Genomic DNA, 21431 nt, shown 5'->3' on the forward strand with positions numbered 1-21431 from the left:
TTTTATAATACATCCAATTTAGAATATGAAATAGTTTATAATTTAATTAATTCATTCGTGTTTTGATATAACACAGAAAGACCACAAAGAAATTTAGAATATAAAACACCATATGATATTTCTAATCATATGGCGCTATGTGTCTAAAATTTTTATCCTAATATATAAAGTATCAAGTGAAAATGCTTTTTATATAAGCTAAATATGCCTTAATTATATTTTGTTTGATTAGTCATAAGTTTTTAATGCTTAAACAAAAGTCACATATTTAGATTTTAAAAAACTGTGACTATAATTTGTTTTAAATTAAAATTTTACAAATTCATACTTTTGTTTTCGCTTATGCAGCAACATTAGCATTTCTTTTAGCTAAAGTTATTTTTTGATAACCATCAAAAACTAGAATACAGATGAACAAGAAAATATTAAGAGCCATAAATATGCTTCCAACCAACGCCATAACAGTTAAAGAATTAATTGGATATGTTGGCATAAAGATAAACATAAATTGTAAAACAGTTCCTGTGATTAATATAACTGCTATAAAACCATACACAAATAGAAATGTAATAAATTTCATTTTATAAGTAAATGAATATTCTATGTTGATAGTTTCAGCAAAAAATGGAAGAAGGCATGTAAATCAATTATTCTTGTTTAAACGTAAATAGATAATATTATTTGGCAATATAAATAAAGCAAGTATGTATCAAAAGCCATAATCTTTAAAGATATATAGTACACTTGAAGTTCCGTAGGTTTTATGAATTCCTTCTGGCAGCCCGCTATATTGTGTTGGAGCTAAATCCATAAAATACACAGGTAGTGTAACTATAATGGAAAATAAGATAACTAAATAGACACATAAAGTTGAGAATTTTAATCAGTTTTTACGCAACATTGTAATCTCCTTTTTTTAATTTCGATCCTCATAATTGTTCTAAATTTAGGTTTCAAAATACATTGTAATATAGCAAAACACATTTATTCCTATGTTATAGCCTAATGAATTTATATCAATTAACTAATTCAATCACTCAGGTATTTAATAATTGTTGTTAAAAAATATAAAAATAGATATTTTTATATAACTTCTTAATTTAATTATATTCTTTTAACATATTTAGATTAAACAGTTGTGTAGTAGCAAATAATTTTCACAACTAATATAAAAAAATCTATGGTAGTCAATGTTTTAAGCATTATTAGTCTTTTTTCTGCTTGAAAATGAGTAAATAAAGCCTTAAAGAAATTTAATAACACATATCTAAATTAATTTATAATTTAACTACTTTAAAGGAGAATATATGACTAAAAAAGTTAGAACACGTTATGCACCTAGTCCTACTGGATATTTACACATTGGAGGAGCTAGAACAGCCCTTTTCTGTTACTTATTTGCTAAACATTACAATGGTGACTTTGTTTTTAGATTAGAAGATACAGATGTTAAGAGAAATGTAGAAGGTGGTGAAGAATCTCAACTTCTTAACCTTGCTTGGTTAGGAATTGTACCTGATGAAAGTCCACTTAATCCAAATCCTAAATATGGAAAATATCGTCAAAGTGAAAAGTTAGACAGATATAACCAAGTGCTAGAAGAATTATTAGCCAAGGGATTAGCTTATAAAGCTTACGATACTACTGAAGAATTAGAAGCTCAAAAAGCTGAATCAGATGCTAAAGGAATTCCAAGTTTTAGATACAACAAAAACTGACTAAAAATTTCTGATGCTGAAAAAGCAAAAAGAGATGCTGCTGGTGAATTCTCATATCGTCTAGTTATGCCTAAAAATGTTGAATTAGCTTGAGATGATATGGTTAGAGATAGAATTAGCTTTAATTCTGATGAAATTGCTGATTGAGTTATCTTTAAGTCAGATGGATATCCTACCTACAATTTTGCTGTAGTAGTAGATGATCATGATATGGAAATTACTCACATTTTACGTGGTGAAGAACATATTGGAAATACACCTAAACAACTTGCTTTATATCAAGCTTTAGGTTGAGATACTCCAGCCTTTGGTCACATGACAATTATTACTAACATGGAAGGTAAAAAACTTTCAAAACGTGATTTAGAAACTAAACAATTTATTGAAGACTACCGTAATGAAGGATATATTCCAGAAGCTATTTTCAACTTCTTAGCTTTACTTGGATGAACAGCAGCAGATGCTAGTGAAGTGATGTCTCAAGCTGAAATCATTGAAAAATTTGATCCTGCTAGACTATCAAAAAGCCCTTCTAAATTTGATATTACTAAGATGGATTGATTCTCAAAACAATATCTTAAAAATGAACCTAATGATAAGCTAATTAAACTTATGAACCTAGATGCTAGTGCTTTTGATGCTGACTGATTAGATACTTTTGTTGAAACATTTAAATCTAGCGCAGTTACTACAAGCGAACTAAAATCTCACTTAGACTTATACATGCAACCTTCATTTGAAAAACAAGAATTTAATGAAGCTGATTTAAAAACAGTTACTACATTTACTAAATATTTAAAAGCTAACTTAGCTAATAATATCTTTACTATTTCAAGTATTCAAGAAGCAATTAATCAAACTCAACAAGAACTTGGAGTTAAAGGTAAGAATCTATTCATGCCAATTAGACTTGCTGCTACTTGCGTTTCACACGGGCCTGAATTAGCTAAAGCTATTTGACTATTTGGTGCTGATGTAATTAAAGAAAGATTAGCTCACTATGAAAATTAATTTTAAGTCTATAATTAAGCCTGTTTTTACAGAAAATGGTGAAGAAAAGATTAATGAAGAAGCAATTCAAATTATTGAATTTGATGCACCTGTTAATCGTAACTGAAACGAGGAAGAACAAGCTGTAGAATTGATTTTTAAAGAGCCAAAATATAACGAAACCAATCGGATTGATATTTATGATTCTGAAGCTTGGGTTTACACCAATCAAACCACAGTCCAAATCAAACACAATGCCTTTGGTGAAGTTAATGTTACTTTCTTAGATCCTAAAACTAAACAACTACACGAGTTAAATATGCGTACATATTGTTCCGAATTCCTTAAGGAAGATAATAAGTATGAATTTAAGTACTTTATCTGTGCACCAGATAATGCTGCTCCTGCTAGTTATTTTGATTTAACATTAACTTTATCTGAATAATAATAAGCTAGTAAACTAGCTTTTTTTATATCTTTCTTGAGTAAATAATGTGGAAATTCTCACATAAATGTGGAAAAAAATATATATTTTCACATTTATTATCTATTTATTTTTGCTTTTATCTGGTTATTATAAAATCAAAGTAGTATTCAATCAAATACGCAAAATTATGGAGAACATATATGAAAAACAGAACAAAATGATTTTTAAAATTGATGCCTCTTGGTGTAACTGCAATTACTTTACCATTAGCAGTTGTATCATGTAACGATCCTGAAAAAGATCAAATCAAAGCTCAATTAGACAAATTAAAAGGTGAAAAAAGTGGCTTAGATAGCAAAATTGCTGCATTAGAAGCTCAACTTAAAGATAGTAAAGGAAGTGCTGATCAACTTAAAGACGTTCAAGCACAATTAGAAAAATTAAAAGGTGAAAAAAGTGGCTTAGATAGCAAAATTGCTGCATTAGAAGCTCAACTTAAAGATATTAAAGGAAGTGCTGATCAACTTAAAGACGTTCAAGCACAATTAGAAAAATTAAAAGCTGAAAAAGCAGCTACAGCAAATGCTATTTTAGCTGTTGCTAAAGATCAATACAAAGAAGCTTCTAAAGCATATGATGCTAAATTAAAAGAACTAGCATTAAAACTTAAAGAAGTTAAAGGCCTAAAGGATGAAACTGAAAAAACTAAAGGTATTAACGAACTTAAAACTAGAGTTACAAATGAATTACAACCTTTAAGTGTAAAACATGACCAAGCATTCAATCTTTTAAGAAAAGCTGAAAAGGATGCTAACTCAAGAATTAAAACAATTAAAATTTTCCACTCTAACGATGAACACGGAAGAATTAAGATGGATGATGGAAAATACTCACTTTACTCAGGTATGATCCGCACAGGAGAATATTTAAATGGTAAAGCCCGTGATTTACTTCTTTCAGCTGGAGACATGATTCAAGGATTACCTCTTTCAGATACTGATAAAGGTAAAACAATTACTCACATTGCTAAAAACATTGGTTATCAAGCTGTGGCTGTTGGTAACCACGAATTTGACTATGGACTAAAACACATTTTAGACCTTAATGCAGAACTTAACCAAGAAAAAGAAGTTATGCCATTTTTATCAGCTAATATTTACTATAAAGAATTATCAGCCGAAGAACAAAAATCAGTTGAAGGCTATGACGCAAGCAAAGTTGGTCAACGTGCTTTCAAACCTTACATTGTTAAGGAACTAGAAAGTGGGATTAAAGTTGGTATCTTCGGGCTCACAACCCCTGATACAAGTGTTACATCTCACCCAAGAAACTCAAGACTAGTTAAATTTACAGAACCAGTAGAGGAATCTAAAAAAGTTGTAGCAGAAGTCAGACAAGAACATCCAGATATTAACTTTATTATTTGTATTGCACACTTAGGAAAAGGAAGATCTAATGCTGCTTGAACTTCTGAATATTTAGCTGCTCATACTGACAATGAACTAGACTTAATTTTAGATGGACACTCACACACATTAATCCACATTAATAACAATGATAATGAAAATGTTTATGTAACGCAAACCGAAGCTTACACTAAATATCTAGGTGATATCGAACTTGAATTTGATACACAAACAGGTAAGATTGTTAGCCAAAAACAAGTACTTAGAGATATGTACGAAATTGCTGTAGCTACAATTAATGATGTAGTTGACCCTGAAAGTCCAAACGAAAAACTTTTAAAAGCTTTAGAAGAAATTTACAAAGCTGAAAATGACAAAGTGGTATTTACATCTACACAGGACTTTGTACACACAGACAGTATAAACATTGATGGAGTACCATACTGAAGAGGTAGAGTTGAGCCAACAACTTTAGGTATGTTATTTACTAATGCTGCTGCATGAAATTATTTAAATACCAAAGCATGAGAAGGACAAGAAGGAGCTGAAGCTGCTACTATAGATAATACATTTGGACTTATGAATGGTGGTGGACTTCGTGAAAACATCACTAAAGGTGAAGTTACATATGGAAAAATGAGAGGAATTTCACCATTTGGAAATAGACCTAATGTAATCCAAGTTAAAGGTGATAGAGCTTTACAAGCTATTAAATATGGACTTTCTAAAGCTAGATCAGGTGGATTCTCACAATTATCTTCAAACGTTACATATGAAGTCGAAATTAATAAGGAATTAAACCCTAAAACACAAAAACAAGAATACATGTGAAAAGCTAAAGAAGGAACAATCAAGATTAATGGAAAAGATATTGATCCTAACAAGTACTACTACATCTGTACAAATGACTATTTAGCTGCAGGTGGAGATGGTTACACAATGCTTAACTATGTAAAAGATAAAGATCAAGTTAAATTGATGTATGAAGGACAAAGTTTAATTGAAGAAGCAATTAAATTTGTAAAACACATCTTAACACCTGAAGCACAACTTGACGCAAATAAATTTGAAAAAACATTTGATGAATTCGCAAATAAAGATACACTAAAAGGACAAATAGTTAACATACCTGCTCAAGCTGGCGAAAAACCAGTTCCAACAGCTGACTAAAATATCAATATGAAACTGCATAATCCTACTGCAATAAGTGGAAATGCAGTTTTTTAATTTGTATTCATTTCAATTACTAGGCAAAATAGTCCCTTATTAATAATTAGCTTCCGACTACTATCGTATTATTCTATGCCTGTGGCATAGGCTTTTTTATTGCAAAAGAAAAAGTACCACTAGGGTACTTAGGATTGATCTTAATTAAAGAAATTTTCTCTAGCTCTAGCTTTCATTTCACTTGTTGTAGTGAAAGGTATTCTAGTTGTATATCCAGCTTTAGCAGCAACAATCATTTTTGTAGGTCATCTAAAAATTTCACTGTTTCATAATAATACTGAATCGTTGTAAATTTCTCTTGCTGCTGTAATTTCTTTTTGTAGGTAGTTGTTTTGTTGTAGCACTTGCATTAAGGTATCTTGTGCTTTTAATTCAGGATATTGTTCAACTTGAACACGAATATCTCTAAACATTCTATCTACGTTTTGGTTTATTGCACTTCTTTCTGCTTCGCTATGTTCTTCAGCTCCTGAACGTAGTTGTGCAACTTTTGTCATTACATCTTTATCTAGATTAATTGATTTATTTACAATACCTACAGCATTTTCAAGAATAATTACTCTTTGTTCAATAAAGTTATCAACTTGAGATGCATTGTGTTGGATCTTTTGTTGGATTCTCTTTAAATAGTTAGCAGCACTTATTTTCATAAATAAGAACACTAACCCCGGGATAATTAATGGGAATCATAGAAAAACTTGAAATATTGTAGATCCCACTCCTACCTTAACGGGTAGTTGTTTATTAATAACATTAACATCACGTCCTTCTTCATTTACTGGACCTGTTAATTCATCTAACTCGTTAGCCATTTTATTCTCCTTTATTTAAGAAATTATTAATTTCTGTATCTTCTTTTATTAATTCACTTTCATCTGTTGTTTTTTCAACTTCGATATATTCAATTCATTCAACAGGAACTTGATATTTTTGACCATTTCCTGCTTTTACAGTAACATACTCAATTCTTGGTATTTCTTGGTGTCCATATGCAGTAATAGAGTAGTTAACTTGATTTCCATTTTGAGTTTTATTTGAAACACAATAAATTTGTTCGCCAGTTGAATCTTCATGTCTTAAGGCGTCTCTATAAAAATCTGACTTAATAGAGTTAATATCAGCTTCTAATTGCTCTACTGCAATATTTTCTGTATAGTTATTAACTAATTCATGATTATTTTGACGATCCAAATATAATGGAATAGCCATAAAAGGAACTAGAGCCTTATAAAGACTTTCCATACCTTGTCTATAAGCTTGAATGAATCCTTCTTTCAATTCATTATATCCAAGACCTCAATTATCAAAAGATTCAATGTATTGATCAAATGGAACTTTTGCTTCTACATGTGACAATTGAGGTTTAATTAATTTATGGAAGTTTCCTTGTTTATTTAAAATGAAGTTATCCCCATCTGAAAACTCACGAGTTAATAATAATTTTTCATATTGTTTTTGAGCTAGTGGAGTAAATAATAAACGATATGCAGCTTCATTATCTCTATCTAAACAGTTAAATAAAGACTCAAATTTTAGGTTTCCTAAAATTGGTTGGAAGCTTGTGTTTTTGTTAATCGCTTTTTTATATTCATTTTCAAATAGTTTGCTTTGCTTTTTAATGAATTTATTAAGTTGGCTCTTATTAAATTCATCTGCATGATTAGGTGTTCTTGTAAAGCTTAATGATGGAGCAGCATCATTGTAGTAGTATAAGGCATCTTCAACATAATATTTAGGTGCTGGAGCTGTATGATATGCTACTAATGTTTCAGTGTACTTATATGATTCAACTGTAGAACTTCCATTTCTAGTCACTTTACGTGTTTTGAGATATGTAACTTGCATTGTTCCTCTATAAGTTACATTTTCATATTTCATATTCTTTGTAGATAAATATAAGAATGGGAAACCATTTAAAACACCTGATTTTACGTATCTTACAGATTTATTTCTTTTATTTGGAATTAAAGATGCAGCCACTTCTCATAGGCTAGCAACTTCCATTGCACTTTGGCTTGTCTTTACATTTAAGTTAATAAATGGGAAAATTTTATCAGCAATCTCTTTTTCAATTCCATCTAATGTACTTAGATTTTTAAGTGGTTTTAAATTATTTTTCAATAATTCATTTGTGGCAAATAATCTTGCTCCTATTTCATCCACTTGAGCTTGAATTGTTTTAGAAACTTTTGAAAAGTATATTCACATTACAATATCAGCAACCATAAAAATTAATCATAATGTTAAAAATACAATTATAAGAATTTTTGCAATTTTTAACTCCCCAGAACCAACACTTAAACATAACCCTATACTAAAAAAAGTTGTAAATGCTAAAATCGAGTTAATTGTTAAGTTTATACAAGTTATAATACTAATTTCTTTTTTGAATAGTCTAGGCTTTCCTTGTTTTTCCCGCATCTTGTCACCTAACTTAAAACTTCAAACAAGTGAGCCAACCAATAGAAATACAAATCCTACAAAAAGGCATATTGTACCAAAGTTGGATAATAACTCTTTATCTTCACTAAAACCAGTTTCGCCAGCTTTAGCCATCATAAACACAATTATTAAAAATCCAGATATTAATAAGCTATATACCAATTGAATAATAGCTGTCTTTTTTCATCCATTACTTATTCTTTGCTTTTTTGATGCAACATTAAACTCCTGACTTTCTTTTTTAAATTTATCTGATATTTCCTTACTTTCATCAAGATTTATTTCAGATTTCTCAGTTAAGTAGTCAAAATATTTTTCTACTTCATCATTAATTTTGGGCTGATAAGTTGTTTTATAATCGTCTATAACGTTTTCAATCTCCATTTTAAAATTCTCCATTCTTTTTGTTAAATTTTTCGTAATCCTTTAACAATTCATTAATCATTTTTTCACCACGATCAGTGATAAGCTGAGGTGTTCACACAAGTTTTTCTTCGACACTACCATTTGGTAGAGTTTCTCTTTCACTGTTTTGCTTTATGTATGAAATAAATTGTTTAGTTATTAGAAAATCTTTAAATTCCTTTTCTATAAAGCTAATTTTTTCTTCAATATTATTATTTGATAGTTTAGAGTTGTCTTTAAGATCTAAAATTGTTAAGTTACCAATTTTGTGTAGGTATTCTTCATGCTCTACAGATGAAAAATATTCCTTTCATTCCCCTTCCATTTTTTGAGGGAGAATGTGTTCGATTGTAACCTTATCACCAGATTCGGTTATTGACTTATTACCACAGAGAATTTTTTCATATCTAAACAAAATATATGAACGATATTTTAGTTTATAGATATTTCCTTGTAGGGATTCTTTTAATTCCTTCGAGCTGTACTCTTTATATCAAAGTTCACTTTCTAAAACTTCTCTAGCTGAATTAGATCTTTCTATTAATTTCAATATTTTAGCCAATTGAGTAAATGCTTGTGTCCGAGTTTGTAACGTGATTCAAAAGAAGGTATAGTAATTTTCTAAGCGTTTAATAAATTCTGTTTTTAAATCTTCTTTAGATTCATTTATTTCGTCTTCAAATTTATCAACAAACATTAGAACAGCAGATTTTCAAATATTGTCATTAATATATTTATTCATTATTTTTATTGTATTTTGGTATTCAACATCTTTTCCTTGAGATTGGTTATTTTGCAAGTCGATATATGTCTTGTAAATGTTAAAGAATTTAACCATTTTATCAATAAATTCTTTTCCAACATTAACTAAAGGTTTACTTTTATCTCTGTTCTTGATTTTAAAAATATCTTCTTCATATCAAGCATATAGCGATTTTTGACCTGACTCTTTAACATAAATGGTTTTAATCAATTCTAAGAATAAATCTAAATTTAGCTTAGTTGCTTTACATTCTGGTCTTGAGAAATATTTTTCTATTTCTTCCCATTTTTTTGCATACAATTTAACTTTTTCATCATCTCCATCAGAAGAAATTGCTTGTAAGTTAATTGTTTTAATAATGTCTGAGTTAGATAATTTAACTCCACGATTATTAATTACTGTAAATAGTTTATATGCATCATTTAAAGAATTAGCATCTATCTCTGCAAAAGAAATTTTTTCTCATAATAATGTAAACATAAATTCATATAACTTAACAGGATCATTATATATACTGTTATCTTATAGTTTTCTTTGTTTTGCTTAATATATGCTTGTATATATTTGACTCCGTGATATATAGACTTCACAGTTGGTTCTATTTTAGTAAGGTTCTTAACATCACTGTCACTTAAAAATTCTTCAATTTGGCCTTTTTGCGCATAATGAATTAATTTTAAAAGCACATCATTAACTTCTATTCTAGTTTCAAATGTAATACGACAACGTTTTCTTGTATTAGATTTCATAGCTCCCATTTTTTCATTAATGTAAGCTAACTTATTTTCATCTAATGCCTCATCAAAATTGTATTGATCATCTTTATCTAGCCCTGTCTTAACAATTAAGTCAATAAGACATAATCAAATAATTAATATTGTAGTAAGTCTTTGCTGTCCATCTAATATGTAATATTTAGACGATTTGCCTTCAATAGAGCACAGGAGGATTGATCCAATAAAATAATAATCATTAATTGATTGATCAGGCCCTTTATATGATTGAATAAAAAAGTCTTCTAAATCATCTAGTAATTCAGTGATTTCATCCTTTCCTCAAACATAGGCTCTTTGATATGAAGGAACTATATATGATTTATTGTCATTAAAAATTTTCTTTACATACGTTTGTTTAATAAGAAATTCACTATTTTCCATAGATTTTTTTATTGTCTAATAGTATTGTTGTTTTTTAAAGGTAATTTTTTATTATACATAAAAAATCTTTATTTTTTAGACACTCCTTTACACTATTAGATTAACAAAAAAAAAAACAGAAGCAAATTGGAACGAAATGTACAAATAAGCCTAGAAAATAGGCAAATATGAAAATTTTTAAAAAATGAATAATCTAAGACAGGCCTGCTGTATATATTTCCATTTGTTTTAAAAATAGCTTTTTAAAAATGCAAAAAAACACCAGCTTATGCCAGTGTTAATGAAATAAATTCTTACTTATTTTCAGCTTGGTAACGTTTTACTTCAGCAATACAGTCATCAATAACAGCTTCCGCTAAGTCTAAAGAGTCAATAACAGCTCCTGAAGCTCTTTCGTGACCTCCACCACCTCATTTAACAGCTACATTACGAACAATTGGACCATTTGATCTAAATTCAACACGCACTTTGCCATTTTCTTCTTCAGTAAATTGAACCCAGAATGGATATCCTTCAATATTAGCAATTGCATTAACTCTAACTGATTGTTGTGGAGTTTTACCCATTGCTCTTGTAGAAGCTAAATCATTTTGAATGTAAGCAACACCATCTCTAGTTTTAAGGCTTGACATTAATCAAGCATTGAATTTTAAATCATCTAAAGTAACAGTAGCTAAGTTTCTGTGAATAAAGTCAGCTTCTAATCCTGCTTCATAAAGTTTAGCAGCTAGTTTTAAAGTTCTAGCCGAAGTCTTATCAAATAAGAATCTTCCTGAATCAGTATTGATTCCTAAATATAATAAGTTAGCTGCTCTTTGAGTAATTTTTCATTGGTTTGTTACAGCAATATCTGTAATCATTTCATCAGCAGCAATATAAGAAGAGTCAACTCATCTAATAGTATCATCTCCTAAATCATCACTATTAGGGTGGTGATCAATTCTTATCACTTGTTTAAAGATATTTTTATCTAAAACTTCTCTACATTCAAGTCTTTCTTTATCTCCTCCATCAACTACAACTCCAAGTGAGTTAGCTAAAATTTCATCACTAGGAATTGGATCCATAACAAGGTTCATAAATGGGAATGAACCCTTAGCATCTCCAATGGCATAAACTTTCTTGTTAGGGAAGTTAGTTTCAAGTAATTCTTTAAGTCCAAATTGCGATCCTAAACAATCACCATCAGGTCTAATGTGGTGAAAAATAACAATAGAGTCATATTTGTATAGTTCTTTAGTAACTAATTCTAAACTACCAATAACCATTATTTAGCCTCTCATTCCACGATAGCTTGGTTTAATGCTGCTAATACTTCAGGTACTTGATCTCATGAATCAATTGTAATACCTGCAGCATTATCATGCCCTCCACCACCAAATTGGTTTGCAACTTTATTTACAAGTGGCCCATTTGATCTTAAACGTCCACGTACTTTACCATCTTCAAGTTGGATAAATAATGCTCAACATGAGTTATCTTCAATGTTAGCTAGTTCATTTACATATTGAGCTGCTTCGAAAGAGTCCATGTCATATTTCTTTAATGTATCAGCATCAATTTCGTAGTATAGAACTCTACCTTCTTTTTTAAATTCAGAAAGAATCTTACCTACAAATTTAATTGATTTAAATGTACGTTTTGAAAGTTCTCTTAAGATATCTGCTGGATGGAATCCAGTATCCATTAAGAAAGCTACTAAACGATGTGTTCTAGCTGATGTATCTGGATATAAAAATCTTCCTGAATCAGTATTGATTCCTAAATAAATGTGTGATGCAGCTTTTTCTGTCACTGTATAATTACCATCATAAGCAATTTGAGCAATCATTTCTGCTGCAGCTACATAGTGTTCATCAATTCAGTTGTAGTCATAATCAATATCAGCTCCATTAGGGTGATGATCGATTCTTAACTTAGCTGTAGTTCTGTTTTCATATAATAACTCAGCACATTCAATTCTATCCCCACTAGAAGCATCTACTACAATAGCTAATGAGTTAGTAAAATCAATGTCTTCAATCTTATCAAAGTGATATCCCATGAAGTCAAATAAGTGTAAGTTGTTTCCTGGTGTAAATACCTTTTTATTAGGGTAATTTGTTCTAATTAATTCTGCTAGACCAGCTTGTGACCCTAAACAGTCACCATCAGGTCTAATGTGGTGAAAAATAACAATGTTATCGTATTTTTCAATTGCGTCAATCGCAACTTTTGAATTTCCTATAATCATTTTATTTCCTTTCTATTTTATGTTAATTCTTTGAAATATTATTAGTTAAATACTCTTTAATTTTATCATTTATTTCACTATATTCTTGAGATGTTATTACTTTAAATTCATCCACTTTTTTAATAGTCTCGCTATCAACTTGATTATTGTTAAGCGCTAAAGAGAGAGTTAGATAAGCTTTATAACTTTTAACTAGTGTTGTAATTATTTTGTTATAAGTGCTAGTAGATAAAATGTTATCAAATTTATCAGTTTGATAAAAGGTAAATAAGATCTTTAAATAAATGTCTTTAAAGATTTGATTTAAATTACTTACTAATGTAGCTTGTAAGTAAGCAAGTCTAGCATTATTTTCCATCTTAGCAATGTTATCTTGGTAAAGCTTAACTTGTTCTTTTTGTTCTGGATTTAGTGAGTTAATAAAATCAGAATTGTTAAATAAATTATTTAAGCTTACTATTGCTAAGTGATAACTATCAGCTACATTATTTAGTACATCACTAGCGAGATCAATTTTATTTCACTTAGTCTCATCGGCTTCCATTGGAGATCTAATTAGTTGCTTAAAAGTCTTAAGTTGACTTTTTATTTGAGCATTTTCTTTTACATATGAGTATGCAGAAATACTATCTCATATGTTATTTATAGTTTCAAGATTACTTTTATAAGTTTTACTTGCTTGAACTATATCACTAACTAATCCAACTGATTCGTTGTCTGACTCTCAGATATCAAAAATCTTTTTACCAAGAGAATCCAATGAGCCAAGTGAAGAATCATTTGAATTATTTGTATAAATTAGCTTATAGAGTGAAATGATATCTAATGTTTGTGCATTGTACATCTTAGGATCTTTTGCTAAGGCTTGCGCCATTAATTCAACATACTTCTTTTTTGCTTCAATTTGCGCTACTAATTGAAAATATTGATTAGCTGAAAAGTGCCCTCCAGCTTGGAACGAAAGCTCATTTCCTTTATTATAAAATGAAGCTGCATTTTTCATTGCTATAACTAAATAATAGTATTGTTTTTCTCCTTTTTGCACTTTTGTTTCAAATTGATCACTAAGCTTATTTCAACTATCAACAGCATCAATATATTGCTGTTGAGGGGTGCACGCTAACGAAACCATTGGCAATGAAATTGTAGTAATAATTGGTGTTATAAATAATAATTTTTTGAAGTGTTTAAACATATTTTAATTGTACTACATTTATCAGTTTCAAAGGCAAAGAAAATATTCCCCATAAATGAGGAATATATATGATTTATTATACAAGGATAATTGTATTGATATTTTTAAATAGCATTTTAATGTAACTAAATTAGACTATTTACCTGCTGGAGTTGTAGCTGGGGTTGTTACAACTGATGGAGCATCTGGGTTAAATTGTCATGAAGATAATAATTCAATAGCTTTAGTATAGTCGATTGAGTATCCACCATCCATTAAGTGTCTTACTCATGTACCGTAACTTTCGTTTCCAGATACTAATACATAACTTTCTGCTTGAGTTTCAGCTTCTCATGTATTTGTTGTAGGGTTGAAGTATGTACCTTTAACAGTAGTATCTGTATTCACAAATAGTTTTCCATATGTTGTGTCAGTTGATTTAAGACCATCAATAACTTGGCTGGCTTTAATAAACTTACCATCAATCTTTCTTTTTGTAAAGTTGTCGTTAAAGTCTGAAATATCATCTCCGATTCTAACTATTGACTTAAATTGCACTTGATTGTCACCAATTGGTAATTTTGTATTATTTACATAGTGCATTCTTTCTTCTTTGCTAACTTTTACATTTCTGTTTGCAAAACTATAAGGAGCTTCTTTTGATGGTTTGTTTGCGCCTGCCATGAATCAAATTCAATCTGGCATGTATTTCTTGTCTAGTCCAAGATTTTCAAGGTTTTTAACTGTTCCTTGCATTTCTGAAACTTGTTGTCTGTTTGAGTTGAACATTACAACTCCACCTTTAGATCATACATATTTAATGAATTCAATTGCACCTGCAACTTCTTTAGCTGTTGCAGTGTTTACATATTTTGTTCAATCTGATGAGCTAAATTCTGTTTGATTTGTTACAACTGACCAGTTTTGATATAAGAAATTGTTTAAAACTGTATCATCTAGGTCCATTCATACTACTGGAATGAATTTTCCTTCATCTGTGGCACCAACAGTAATTGTGTCACCTGTTGTATTAACTTTATCTAAAGATACATTGTCTTGTTTGATCATTGCGTCAAAAGCAATTTTAGCAAGTCTATATGTTTGAACACCTGTAACATATTTTTCTGATGAGAATGAGTTCCATAAGTCTGATGTAATTTCTTGAGTCATTCCACGTTTGCTTAATAAGTCATCAGCTTGCTTTTTATTAGCAGCAGCATCTGCTTGTGCAGCTGCTAAAGCAGTTTCTTTTGTTTGTACGTCTGCTTGTAGCCCTTTTACTTGATCTTCTAATTTTTTAATTTTATCTGCATCTTCAGTATTGTTGCATGATGAAGCAACAATAGGCAATACAGCTGCTGAAACACCAGCGAATGATAATAATACTGATTTAATTTTATTCATTTTTTACCTTTCATTTGGGCTTCCCACCCACCTTTATTGTATTACTTGCAATATTTTGTATCATAAAACTCGGTGCAAATGTGGAAAAGGTAAAAATTTTCCATATATTGGTGAGTATTTGTGGAAATTTCCACAAAAAAATGCTTAGGCATTGCCTAAACATTCTTTAAAATCAAATTTTAACGTTTTGATTTATCATATGGGATACCAGCTGCTGCAGGACCAACATTTGATTTTGAAGTGAACACCATAATTACAAGTGTAACTACATAAGGTATTGTTTTTAATAAGTCTCCATATTTTCCTGCATTTAATAAGTTTACACCATAGTATGATAATGACATTAAAGCAGCAAATAATGTTGAAACAATTAATGAAATTGAGATCTTTCATCTTGATGTAATCATAATTGCAAGAGCTAAATATCCATAACCGTTAACTTCTTTTGTAGCGGATAATGAGTCTGGGTTAACTACTCCATAGAATGAACCAGCAAGACCAGCAATAGCACCAGCTAATAATACTGCTTCTCATTTAATTTTGTTAACATTAATTCCAGCCACATCAGCTGCTTGAGGGTTTTCCCCAATGGCTCTGAATCTAAGTCCTCATTTTGTTTTTCTTAATGCAAATCATGATGCAATAATTGTGAAAACAGATACAAATGTTTTAAATGAAACTATATTTCCATAACTTGCAAATGAGGCATTTAATGCTAGCTCATTTCTCATCAATTGGACAAAGTTACCAGATAATTGTAACCTTGTTAATACAAGAATTAATATTGATGCAATACCAGTAGCAAAAACGTTAATAGCAAAACCTGAGATTGTTTGTTCAGCTTTTAATTTAATTGTTGCAAATCCAAATAATAGTGAGAATACCATTGTGGCTAGCATCGACACAAGTGTAAGAGGTATTTGTCAATAAGGTGAAGAATAGATTTCTTTTGAATTAGGGAAAATAATATTTGTTATTAATACTGAAAATGCTAGGTACATAACAGCACCAAATACCATGAAACCATTGATTGCGATGTTTACGATACCTGCTCTTTCTGAGAAAATACCTGAAATAGTACCAAGCATTAATAATAAAAAGAAGAAAATAAAATAAGTGATAATTGGAGTTATATCAGCCATATTAAATTGCCTCCCCTTCTTCATTTAACATAGGCACATATTTCATAACAAAGTTATGATATGGTGTTTTAAAGTATTTTTCATGGAAATCATTAAAGATTCTATTCTTAAGTGATTTGTAGATTTGTTTTGAGTTTCTCTTTTCAGCTTTTTGAATATTTTTTAATTCAATAAGTTTGTTAAGACCTAAATTATCTTTATTTTTATATAGTTCGAATTTTAATTTAGAAATCTCATCATAAATATTCATTTTTTCTTCTGGAGATTTATTTTTTAATAATATAAGTAATTTTGAAACTTTATTTTCATATTGTTTCAATAAATATTTATATTCACTTTTACGAACTTTTATTGATTTAGCTGCAATATGCACTTTTTTATGATAAGTAATATTTTTAATTTTTCCTAGTAGTTCGAAATATTCAGTTTCATATTCTGATGTTACTTTATTAATTTCAAAGTAATAAGCATTGATTCTGTTAGATAATTCAGGACTAACTTCTTTATTTTTAGCTATTTCAATAATAAGTTCCTTATTATTAGTTTTGAGTTCTTTCATGTTTGCAGCATATTTAGCATTTAATATTTTTAATTGTGTTTTTGCTTGAGCTACATTTTTGTCATACTCTTTTTTGAAAGAAACAATCATTTGTTTTATGAAATTTTTGTAATTTGCATATTCTTCTTTTAGTTTATTTACTAAAATTTCATTATTTTCTTTTCTTGCGTTTTTATAAAGCTTTTTATATAAGTATTTAACAACATTAATAGAATCTGTATCATATGCTGCTAAAGTTTCGTTATTGATCAATGAATCAGTTTTCTTTGAATTTTCATCCATTCATTGATTTGTTAGAAAAATAACTTGTTTATCTAAAGCCTTTTGTCTATGAGTTTTGTGAACAAGTCTGTGATATATTTTAAAGTTTTCTCAATATTCCTTATGGAATGTTAGAACTGCTTGTTTTCTTATTCATTCTAATGGTCTAAATGAATAGAACATTAATGATAAAGCAGCCATAAAGACGATAAGACCAGTAATAATAGGACTAAAGTCACGAGAAATACTTCTTACTGCTTGGAACCCTGGTTGTGCTGCATTTAAGAATGCATATAGTATAGATGTGAATACAGTTCCAATAGGGTTATTTAATGCAATAAGTGCGATAGCAATACAGTCAAACCCAATATTCAATGGTGCTGCAGCTAATGACACTTTCTTTTGTTGAATAACTATGTAGTAAAAACCAGCAATACCTGATAAGGCACCTGATACAAACATAATTAAAATGATCATCAATTTTTCATTTATACCAACATATTTAGCATTAGTTTTGTTCAGACCGACCATTTTAATTTTGTATCCTAATGTAGTTTTTGAATAGATAAATCAAATTGCTAGCATTAGAAACACAACAAATGCTATACCAAAATAAATAAATTTGTTAACCAATTCATTAGAAATAAATATAACACTTGTTCCAAAAGGTGGGTTTAATCATTGTTTAATGTAACTACTTGGTGAATCTGCACTAAATAAAACATTATTTGTAGAAGTGAAAACTCAAATTGAAATAAATGTGATAATTCAGTTAATGAAGATCGTTGAAATAACTTCGTGAACATTGAAGAAGGCTTTTAAAACCCCTGACAGTCCACCTGCAATTCCCCCTACAATAATTGAAAGGAAGAACATACCAACAAGATATGAAGCTGAAATGTCATCTTTTGGAAGTCTAGAGCTGATTAAAACAGCAAAGAAGATGACACCTGGAAGTAACATTTGGCCAGGAACACCAATGTTGAATAATCCGGATTTGAATCCAATAGCTACGGCTAATCCAGAAAATGAGAATACTATAAAGAATATAATAGTATTTCTAAAAGTTGATGGTCCAGTCGCGAAATTAAATACATCAATAAAGAAAGAAAAGAAGTTTAAACTACCATTTGATGTACTTGAGCCTACTGCATAATATAAAATATTTGCTAAAAACAGTCCAATAACAACTGCTCATAATGAAGAGTAGAATTTTCTTCTGTTTGATTTTTTATCTTCAAACATAAAGTATTTTCTAGTCTTTTCAAGAGAAGAAACAATTGCTTTTGAAAAACTATTTGGTTGTTTTAAACTATTTGTCATTTTCTTCTCCTCCCTTGTGAGCCATATATAGTCCAATTTCTGTACGTGTTAGATCTTTTGCATCTTTACATGCAACTATTTCACCTGTGTTTAGAACAGCTATTTTATCAGCTAAGGCAAGAACTTCATCTAATTCATATGAAATTAGAAGTATAGCTTTTCCAGCTGCTTTTTCTTTTAAAATTCTTTCGTGGATGTTTTTAATTGCACCAACATCCAATCCACGTGTTGGTTGAAGAATTAAAATGAAATCATGTGGTGAATTCATTTCACGTCCAACTATGAATTTTTGTTGGTTACCACCTGAAAGTGAACGTGCTTGTGAATATCCATTTCTAGCACCACGCACATCGAATTTTTCGATAATATCTTTTGTTTCATCAATAATTGATCTATCTTTAAAAATACCGAAGCGATTGTATTTTCTATCTCACAATCTACGTAAAACAGTATTTTCTTTAATTGTATAGTCTAGAGCTAAACCGTGCTTATGTCTATCACTAGGGATGAAACTTAATCCAAGTTCGGAAATCTCTTTTACACTTAATTGATTTAATTCAATAAATGTTTGATCAGATTTCTTGCTTCCTTTTATTTCTTTCACAATTTCAATAATTAATACTATTGCTAAAATCAATCCAAATGTAGCAAAAGTACCACCTAAAATGTAAAGAATTGTTTTTTGTGAAATTTCATTTATTGGTGAAAAGAACATAACTAAAGATATATAGGCCATTAATAGTATCCCTATAAATAGCGATATGTTTTTAAGTTTCTTCTTTTTGTACACATCTTTAGATTTTTCTTTTATTAAATCTGTTTGTTTTAATAATATGTCCCCGGAAACAGGTTTAATCATACCACTAATTACATATTCTAGATCTCTTTGACCATTACCTTCAACCCCGGCAATGGCAACGATTTCACCTTTTTTAATGTCTAAAGATAAATTATGTAATGGTTTTTCGCCATTTGTTGTAACATTTCTTAAACTTAAAATAACTTCATTATTTGAAGTGTCTGAATATGTGTTTCTTGCAACTTCTACTTCACCACCAACCATACGGTTAGCCATTTCTTCAATTGAAACATCAGCTACTTTGAAGTTACCCTTTACTTGACCGTGTCTTAAAACAGTAGCATTGTCAGCTACTTCTTTAATTTCGGCCAGTTTGTGCGAAATAAATAGAATAGTTTTTCCTTGTCCTCTAAATAATTTGAATGTATTTAAAAGACCTTGGATCTCTTGATCAGTTAAAACAGCTGTAGGCTCATCAAAAATTAAAATTTCAGAATCACGATATAGCATTTTCATGATTTCTACTTTTTGCTGAGTTGCAACTGTTTCTTTTCCTGTTAAACGATTTAAATCAAAATGCAAATCAAACATTTCTTGAATTGTTTTAATTTTTTCGATTGCAGGTTTATAGTCGATTACTCTTGAATACTTTTTGTTATCTTCTGTACCTAGAACAATGTTTTCAAGGTTAGTATATACATCAACAAGTTTAAAGTGTTGGTGAACCATACCAATACCAAGTTTGTTAGCATCGTTTGGACCAGAGATTAATACTTCCTTGTCGTTAACTTTGATAATTCCTTCATCAGGTTCATATAAACCAAATAAAATTGACATTAAAGTACTTTTTCCTGCACCATTTTCACCAATTAATGCATGGATTGTACCTTTTTTGACAGAAAAGGAAATATCTCTGTTGGCTTTAATTGAGCCAAAAGATTTAGAAATATTAATGAATTCAATAGCGTTAACAGTTGTTTTCATTTTCCTCTTTTCTAATAATAAAAATAAGTTTCCTTATTTATTAGAATTATACAATAAAAAAATATTTTTTCATTTTAAAAACCCCTTGAAATAAGGAAATTTGTGAAATAAGATTTATTTTGTCACCCCCTGAAATAAGATTTATTTTGTCACCCCCTCTCAAAAATAATAGTTATTTATATACTTCTTATATGAATTGAAAAACAGATATACACAAAATAAAAACATTTACAAAATACTAATTAAGCAAAAAAGAAAGAATGAAATTATTGCTTCAAATTTTGACTGTACTAATGAAATTTTAAGCCTTTCCTTTAATATAAATCTAAAATATCATATGCACAGTTAGTTGAAAGATTTAAAAAGCTCGGTTTTAAAATGATCTATATCAAAAATGAAGTACAAAAATACAAGGGAAAGCTATAAGAAAAGTGCTCTTGCTTCTTAATAATATTGAATCGATAATTCATAAAAATAAAATTAGTAGATAGATATTACATCTAAGTAAAAATTTAAAATTTGCGAGATAGTCAAAGATTAATGAAGAGAAACTATATTCATATCATTCAATTGATGATGCAACTGGTATGCCTCTCTTGCAGTAAGATTCTAAAATGAAGAAACTAATATAGGACATCAAAGACTTTTAGAGTTTGCATTTAGATAATATAGATTTCCTAATTCATTTATGCAGATAAAAGAACAGCATTTCAAGTCAGTGATTATACTGAAATACAATTTGAAAAGAATTTAAATGAAAAAGGTTAAGAAACTTAAGCTATAACGATTTTAAACATAGGCCTCATGTTAAAGACCATTTAGATGTGCTTTAGATAAATAAACAAAATTTATTTATAAAAATAATTTAAGAACTTTACCAGGTCTTAAAACAAATGCAGATGGGTTTAAAAACTATTTCAGTACAAGGCAAAAAAGAGTATTAAATAAGCAATCAGTTTTTTAATATCGAAGGTACAAGATGCGATAATTGAAGAGCTGATATCAAAGTAAATAGAA

The 21431-nt window shown here is 29.3% G+C and carries 15 protein-coding genes; 3 read left to right on the forward strand and 12 right to left on the reverse strand.

All coding sequences use genetic code 4. From position 1 onward, the window contains the following. Positions 1-340 precede the first annotated feature (340 nt). The gene (locus ACM0IS_RS03255; protein WP_416756075.1) at positions 341-901 is read right to left on the reverse strand and encodes a hypothetical protein; all 561 of its coding nucleotides are present in this window, start codon (positions 899-901) and stop codon (positions 341-343) included. A 406-nt stretch (positions 902-1307) separates the two neighbouring features. On the opposite strand from ACM0IS_RS03255, the gene gltX reads away from it, so the two are divergent. The 3 genes from gltX (at position 1308) to ACM0IS_RS03270 (ending at position 5711) form a co-directional block, all read left to right on the forward strand. Further along, a complete protein-coding gene (gltX, locus tag ACM0IS_RS03260; RefSeq protein WP_416756076.1) occupies positions 1308-2729 on the forward strand; it encodes a glutamate--tRNA ligase in 1422 nt (473 codons plus the stop codon). After that, the gene (locus ACM0IS_RS03265; protein ID WP_416756077.1) at positions 2719-3153 is read left to right on the forward strand and encodes a hypothetical protein; all 435 of its coding nucleotides are present in this window, start codon (positions 2719-2721) and stop codon (positions 3151-3153) included. Before gltX ends, ACM0IS_RS03265 begins: the two co-directional genes overlap by 11 nt. Before the next feature lie 182 nt (positions 3154-3335). Next, positions 3336-5711, forward strand: coding sequence for a 5'-nucleotidase C-terminal domain-containing protein (locus ACM0IS_RS03270; protein WP_416756078.1), 2376 nt, complete (start codon positions 3336-3338; stop codon positions 5709-5711). Positions 5712-5908: 197 nt separating this feature from the next. Here ACM0IS_RS03270 and ACM0IS_RS03275 read toward each other — a convergent pair whose 3' ends face one another. From ACM0IS_RS03275 to ACM0IS_RS03325, 11 genes are all read right to left on the reverse strand, one after another. After that, positions 5909-6580: a LemA family protein gene (locus ACM0IS_RS03275; RefSeq protein WP_416756080.1), complete on the reverse strand. Its 672-nt coding sequence runs from the start codon at positions 6578-6580 to the stop codon at positions 5909-5911. Position 6581: 1 nt separating this feature from the next. Continuing rightward, positions 6582-8594 carry an MAG1210 family protein gene (locus tag ACM0IS_RS03280; protein WP_416756082.1) on the reverse strand — a complete coding sequence of 671 codons (2013 nt, stop codon included), beginning with the start codon at positions 8592-8594 and terminating at the stop codon, positions 6582-6584. A gap of 1 nt (position 8595) precedes the next feature. After that, positions 8596-9858 (reverse strand): HNH endonuclease family protein, encoded by a 1263-nt coding sequence (locus ACM0IS_RS03285; protein ID WP_416756083.1) that lies wholly within the window; start codon positions 9856-9858, stop codon positions 8596-8598. Then, positions 9816-10535 (reverse strand): DUF262 domain-containing protein, encoded by a 720-nt coding sequence (locus ACM0IS_RS03290; protein WP_416756085.1) that lies wholly within the window; start codon positions 10533-10535, stop codon positions 9816-9818. The genes ACM0IS_RS03285 and ACM0IS_RS03290 overlap by 43 nt, the downstream gene beginning before the upstream one ends. A 293-nt stretch (positions 10536-10828) precedes the next feature. Beyond that, the gene (locus ACM0IS_RS03295; protein WP_416756086.1) at positions 10829-11803 is read right to left on the reverse strand and encodes a DHH family phosphoesterase; all 975 of its coding nucleotides are present in this window, start codon (positions 11801-11803) and stop codon (positions 10829-10831) included. Then, on the reverse strand, positions 11803-12768 hold the full coding sequence (locus tag ACM0IS_RS03300; protein WP_416756087.1) for a DHH family phosphoesterase: 966 nt from the start codon (positions 12766-12768) through the stop codon (positions 11803-11805). Before ACM0IS_RS03300 ends, ACM0IS_RS03295 begins: the two co-directional genes overlap by 1 nt. 22 nt (positions 12769-12790) lie before the next feature. After that, positions 12791-13963, reverse strand: a complete 1173-nt coding sequence (locus ACM0IS_RS03305) for a hypothetical protein (protein WP_416756088.1) — start codon at positions 13961-13963, stop codon at positions 12791-12793. A 135-nt stretch (positions 13964-14098) separates the two neighbouring features. Then, a complete protein-coding gene (locus ACM0IS_RS03310; protein WP_416756090.1) occupies positions 14099-15346 on the reverse strand; it encodes an HAD family acid phosphatase in 1248 nt (415 codons plus the stop codon). 179 nt (positions 15347-15525) lie between these two features. Next, entirely contained in the window at positions 15526-16488 is a 963-nt protein-coding gene (locus ACM0IS_RS03315; RefSeq protein ID WP_416756091.1) for an ABC transporter permease, read from the reverse strand. A 1-nt stretch (position 16489) separates the two neighbouring features. After that, positions 16490-18631: an ABC transporter permease subunit gene (locus ACM0IS_RS03320; protein WP_416756093.1), complete on the reverse strand. Its 2142-nt coding sequence runs from the start codon at positions 18629-18631 to the stop codon at positions 16490-16492. Beyond that, complete coding sequence (locus ACM0IS_RS03325; RefSeq protein WP_416756095.1) at positions 18621-20414, reverse strand: ABC transporter ATP-binding protein; 1794 nt, start codon at positions 20412-20414, stop codon at positions 18621-18623. Before ACM0IS_RS03325 ends, ACM0IS_RS03320 begins: the two co-directional genes overlap by 11 nt. Positions 20415-21431 lie beyond the last annotated feature (1017 nt).

The organism is Mycoplasma aquilae ATCC BAA-1896 (assembly GCF_048074525.1).
In the GTDB taxonomy this organism is placed as follows: domain Bacteria; phylum Bacillota_I; class Bacilli_A; order Mycoplasmatales; family Metamycoplasmataceae; genus Mycoplasmopsis; species Mycoplasmopsis aquilae.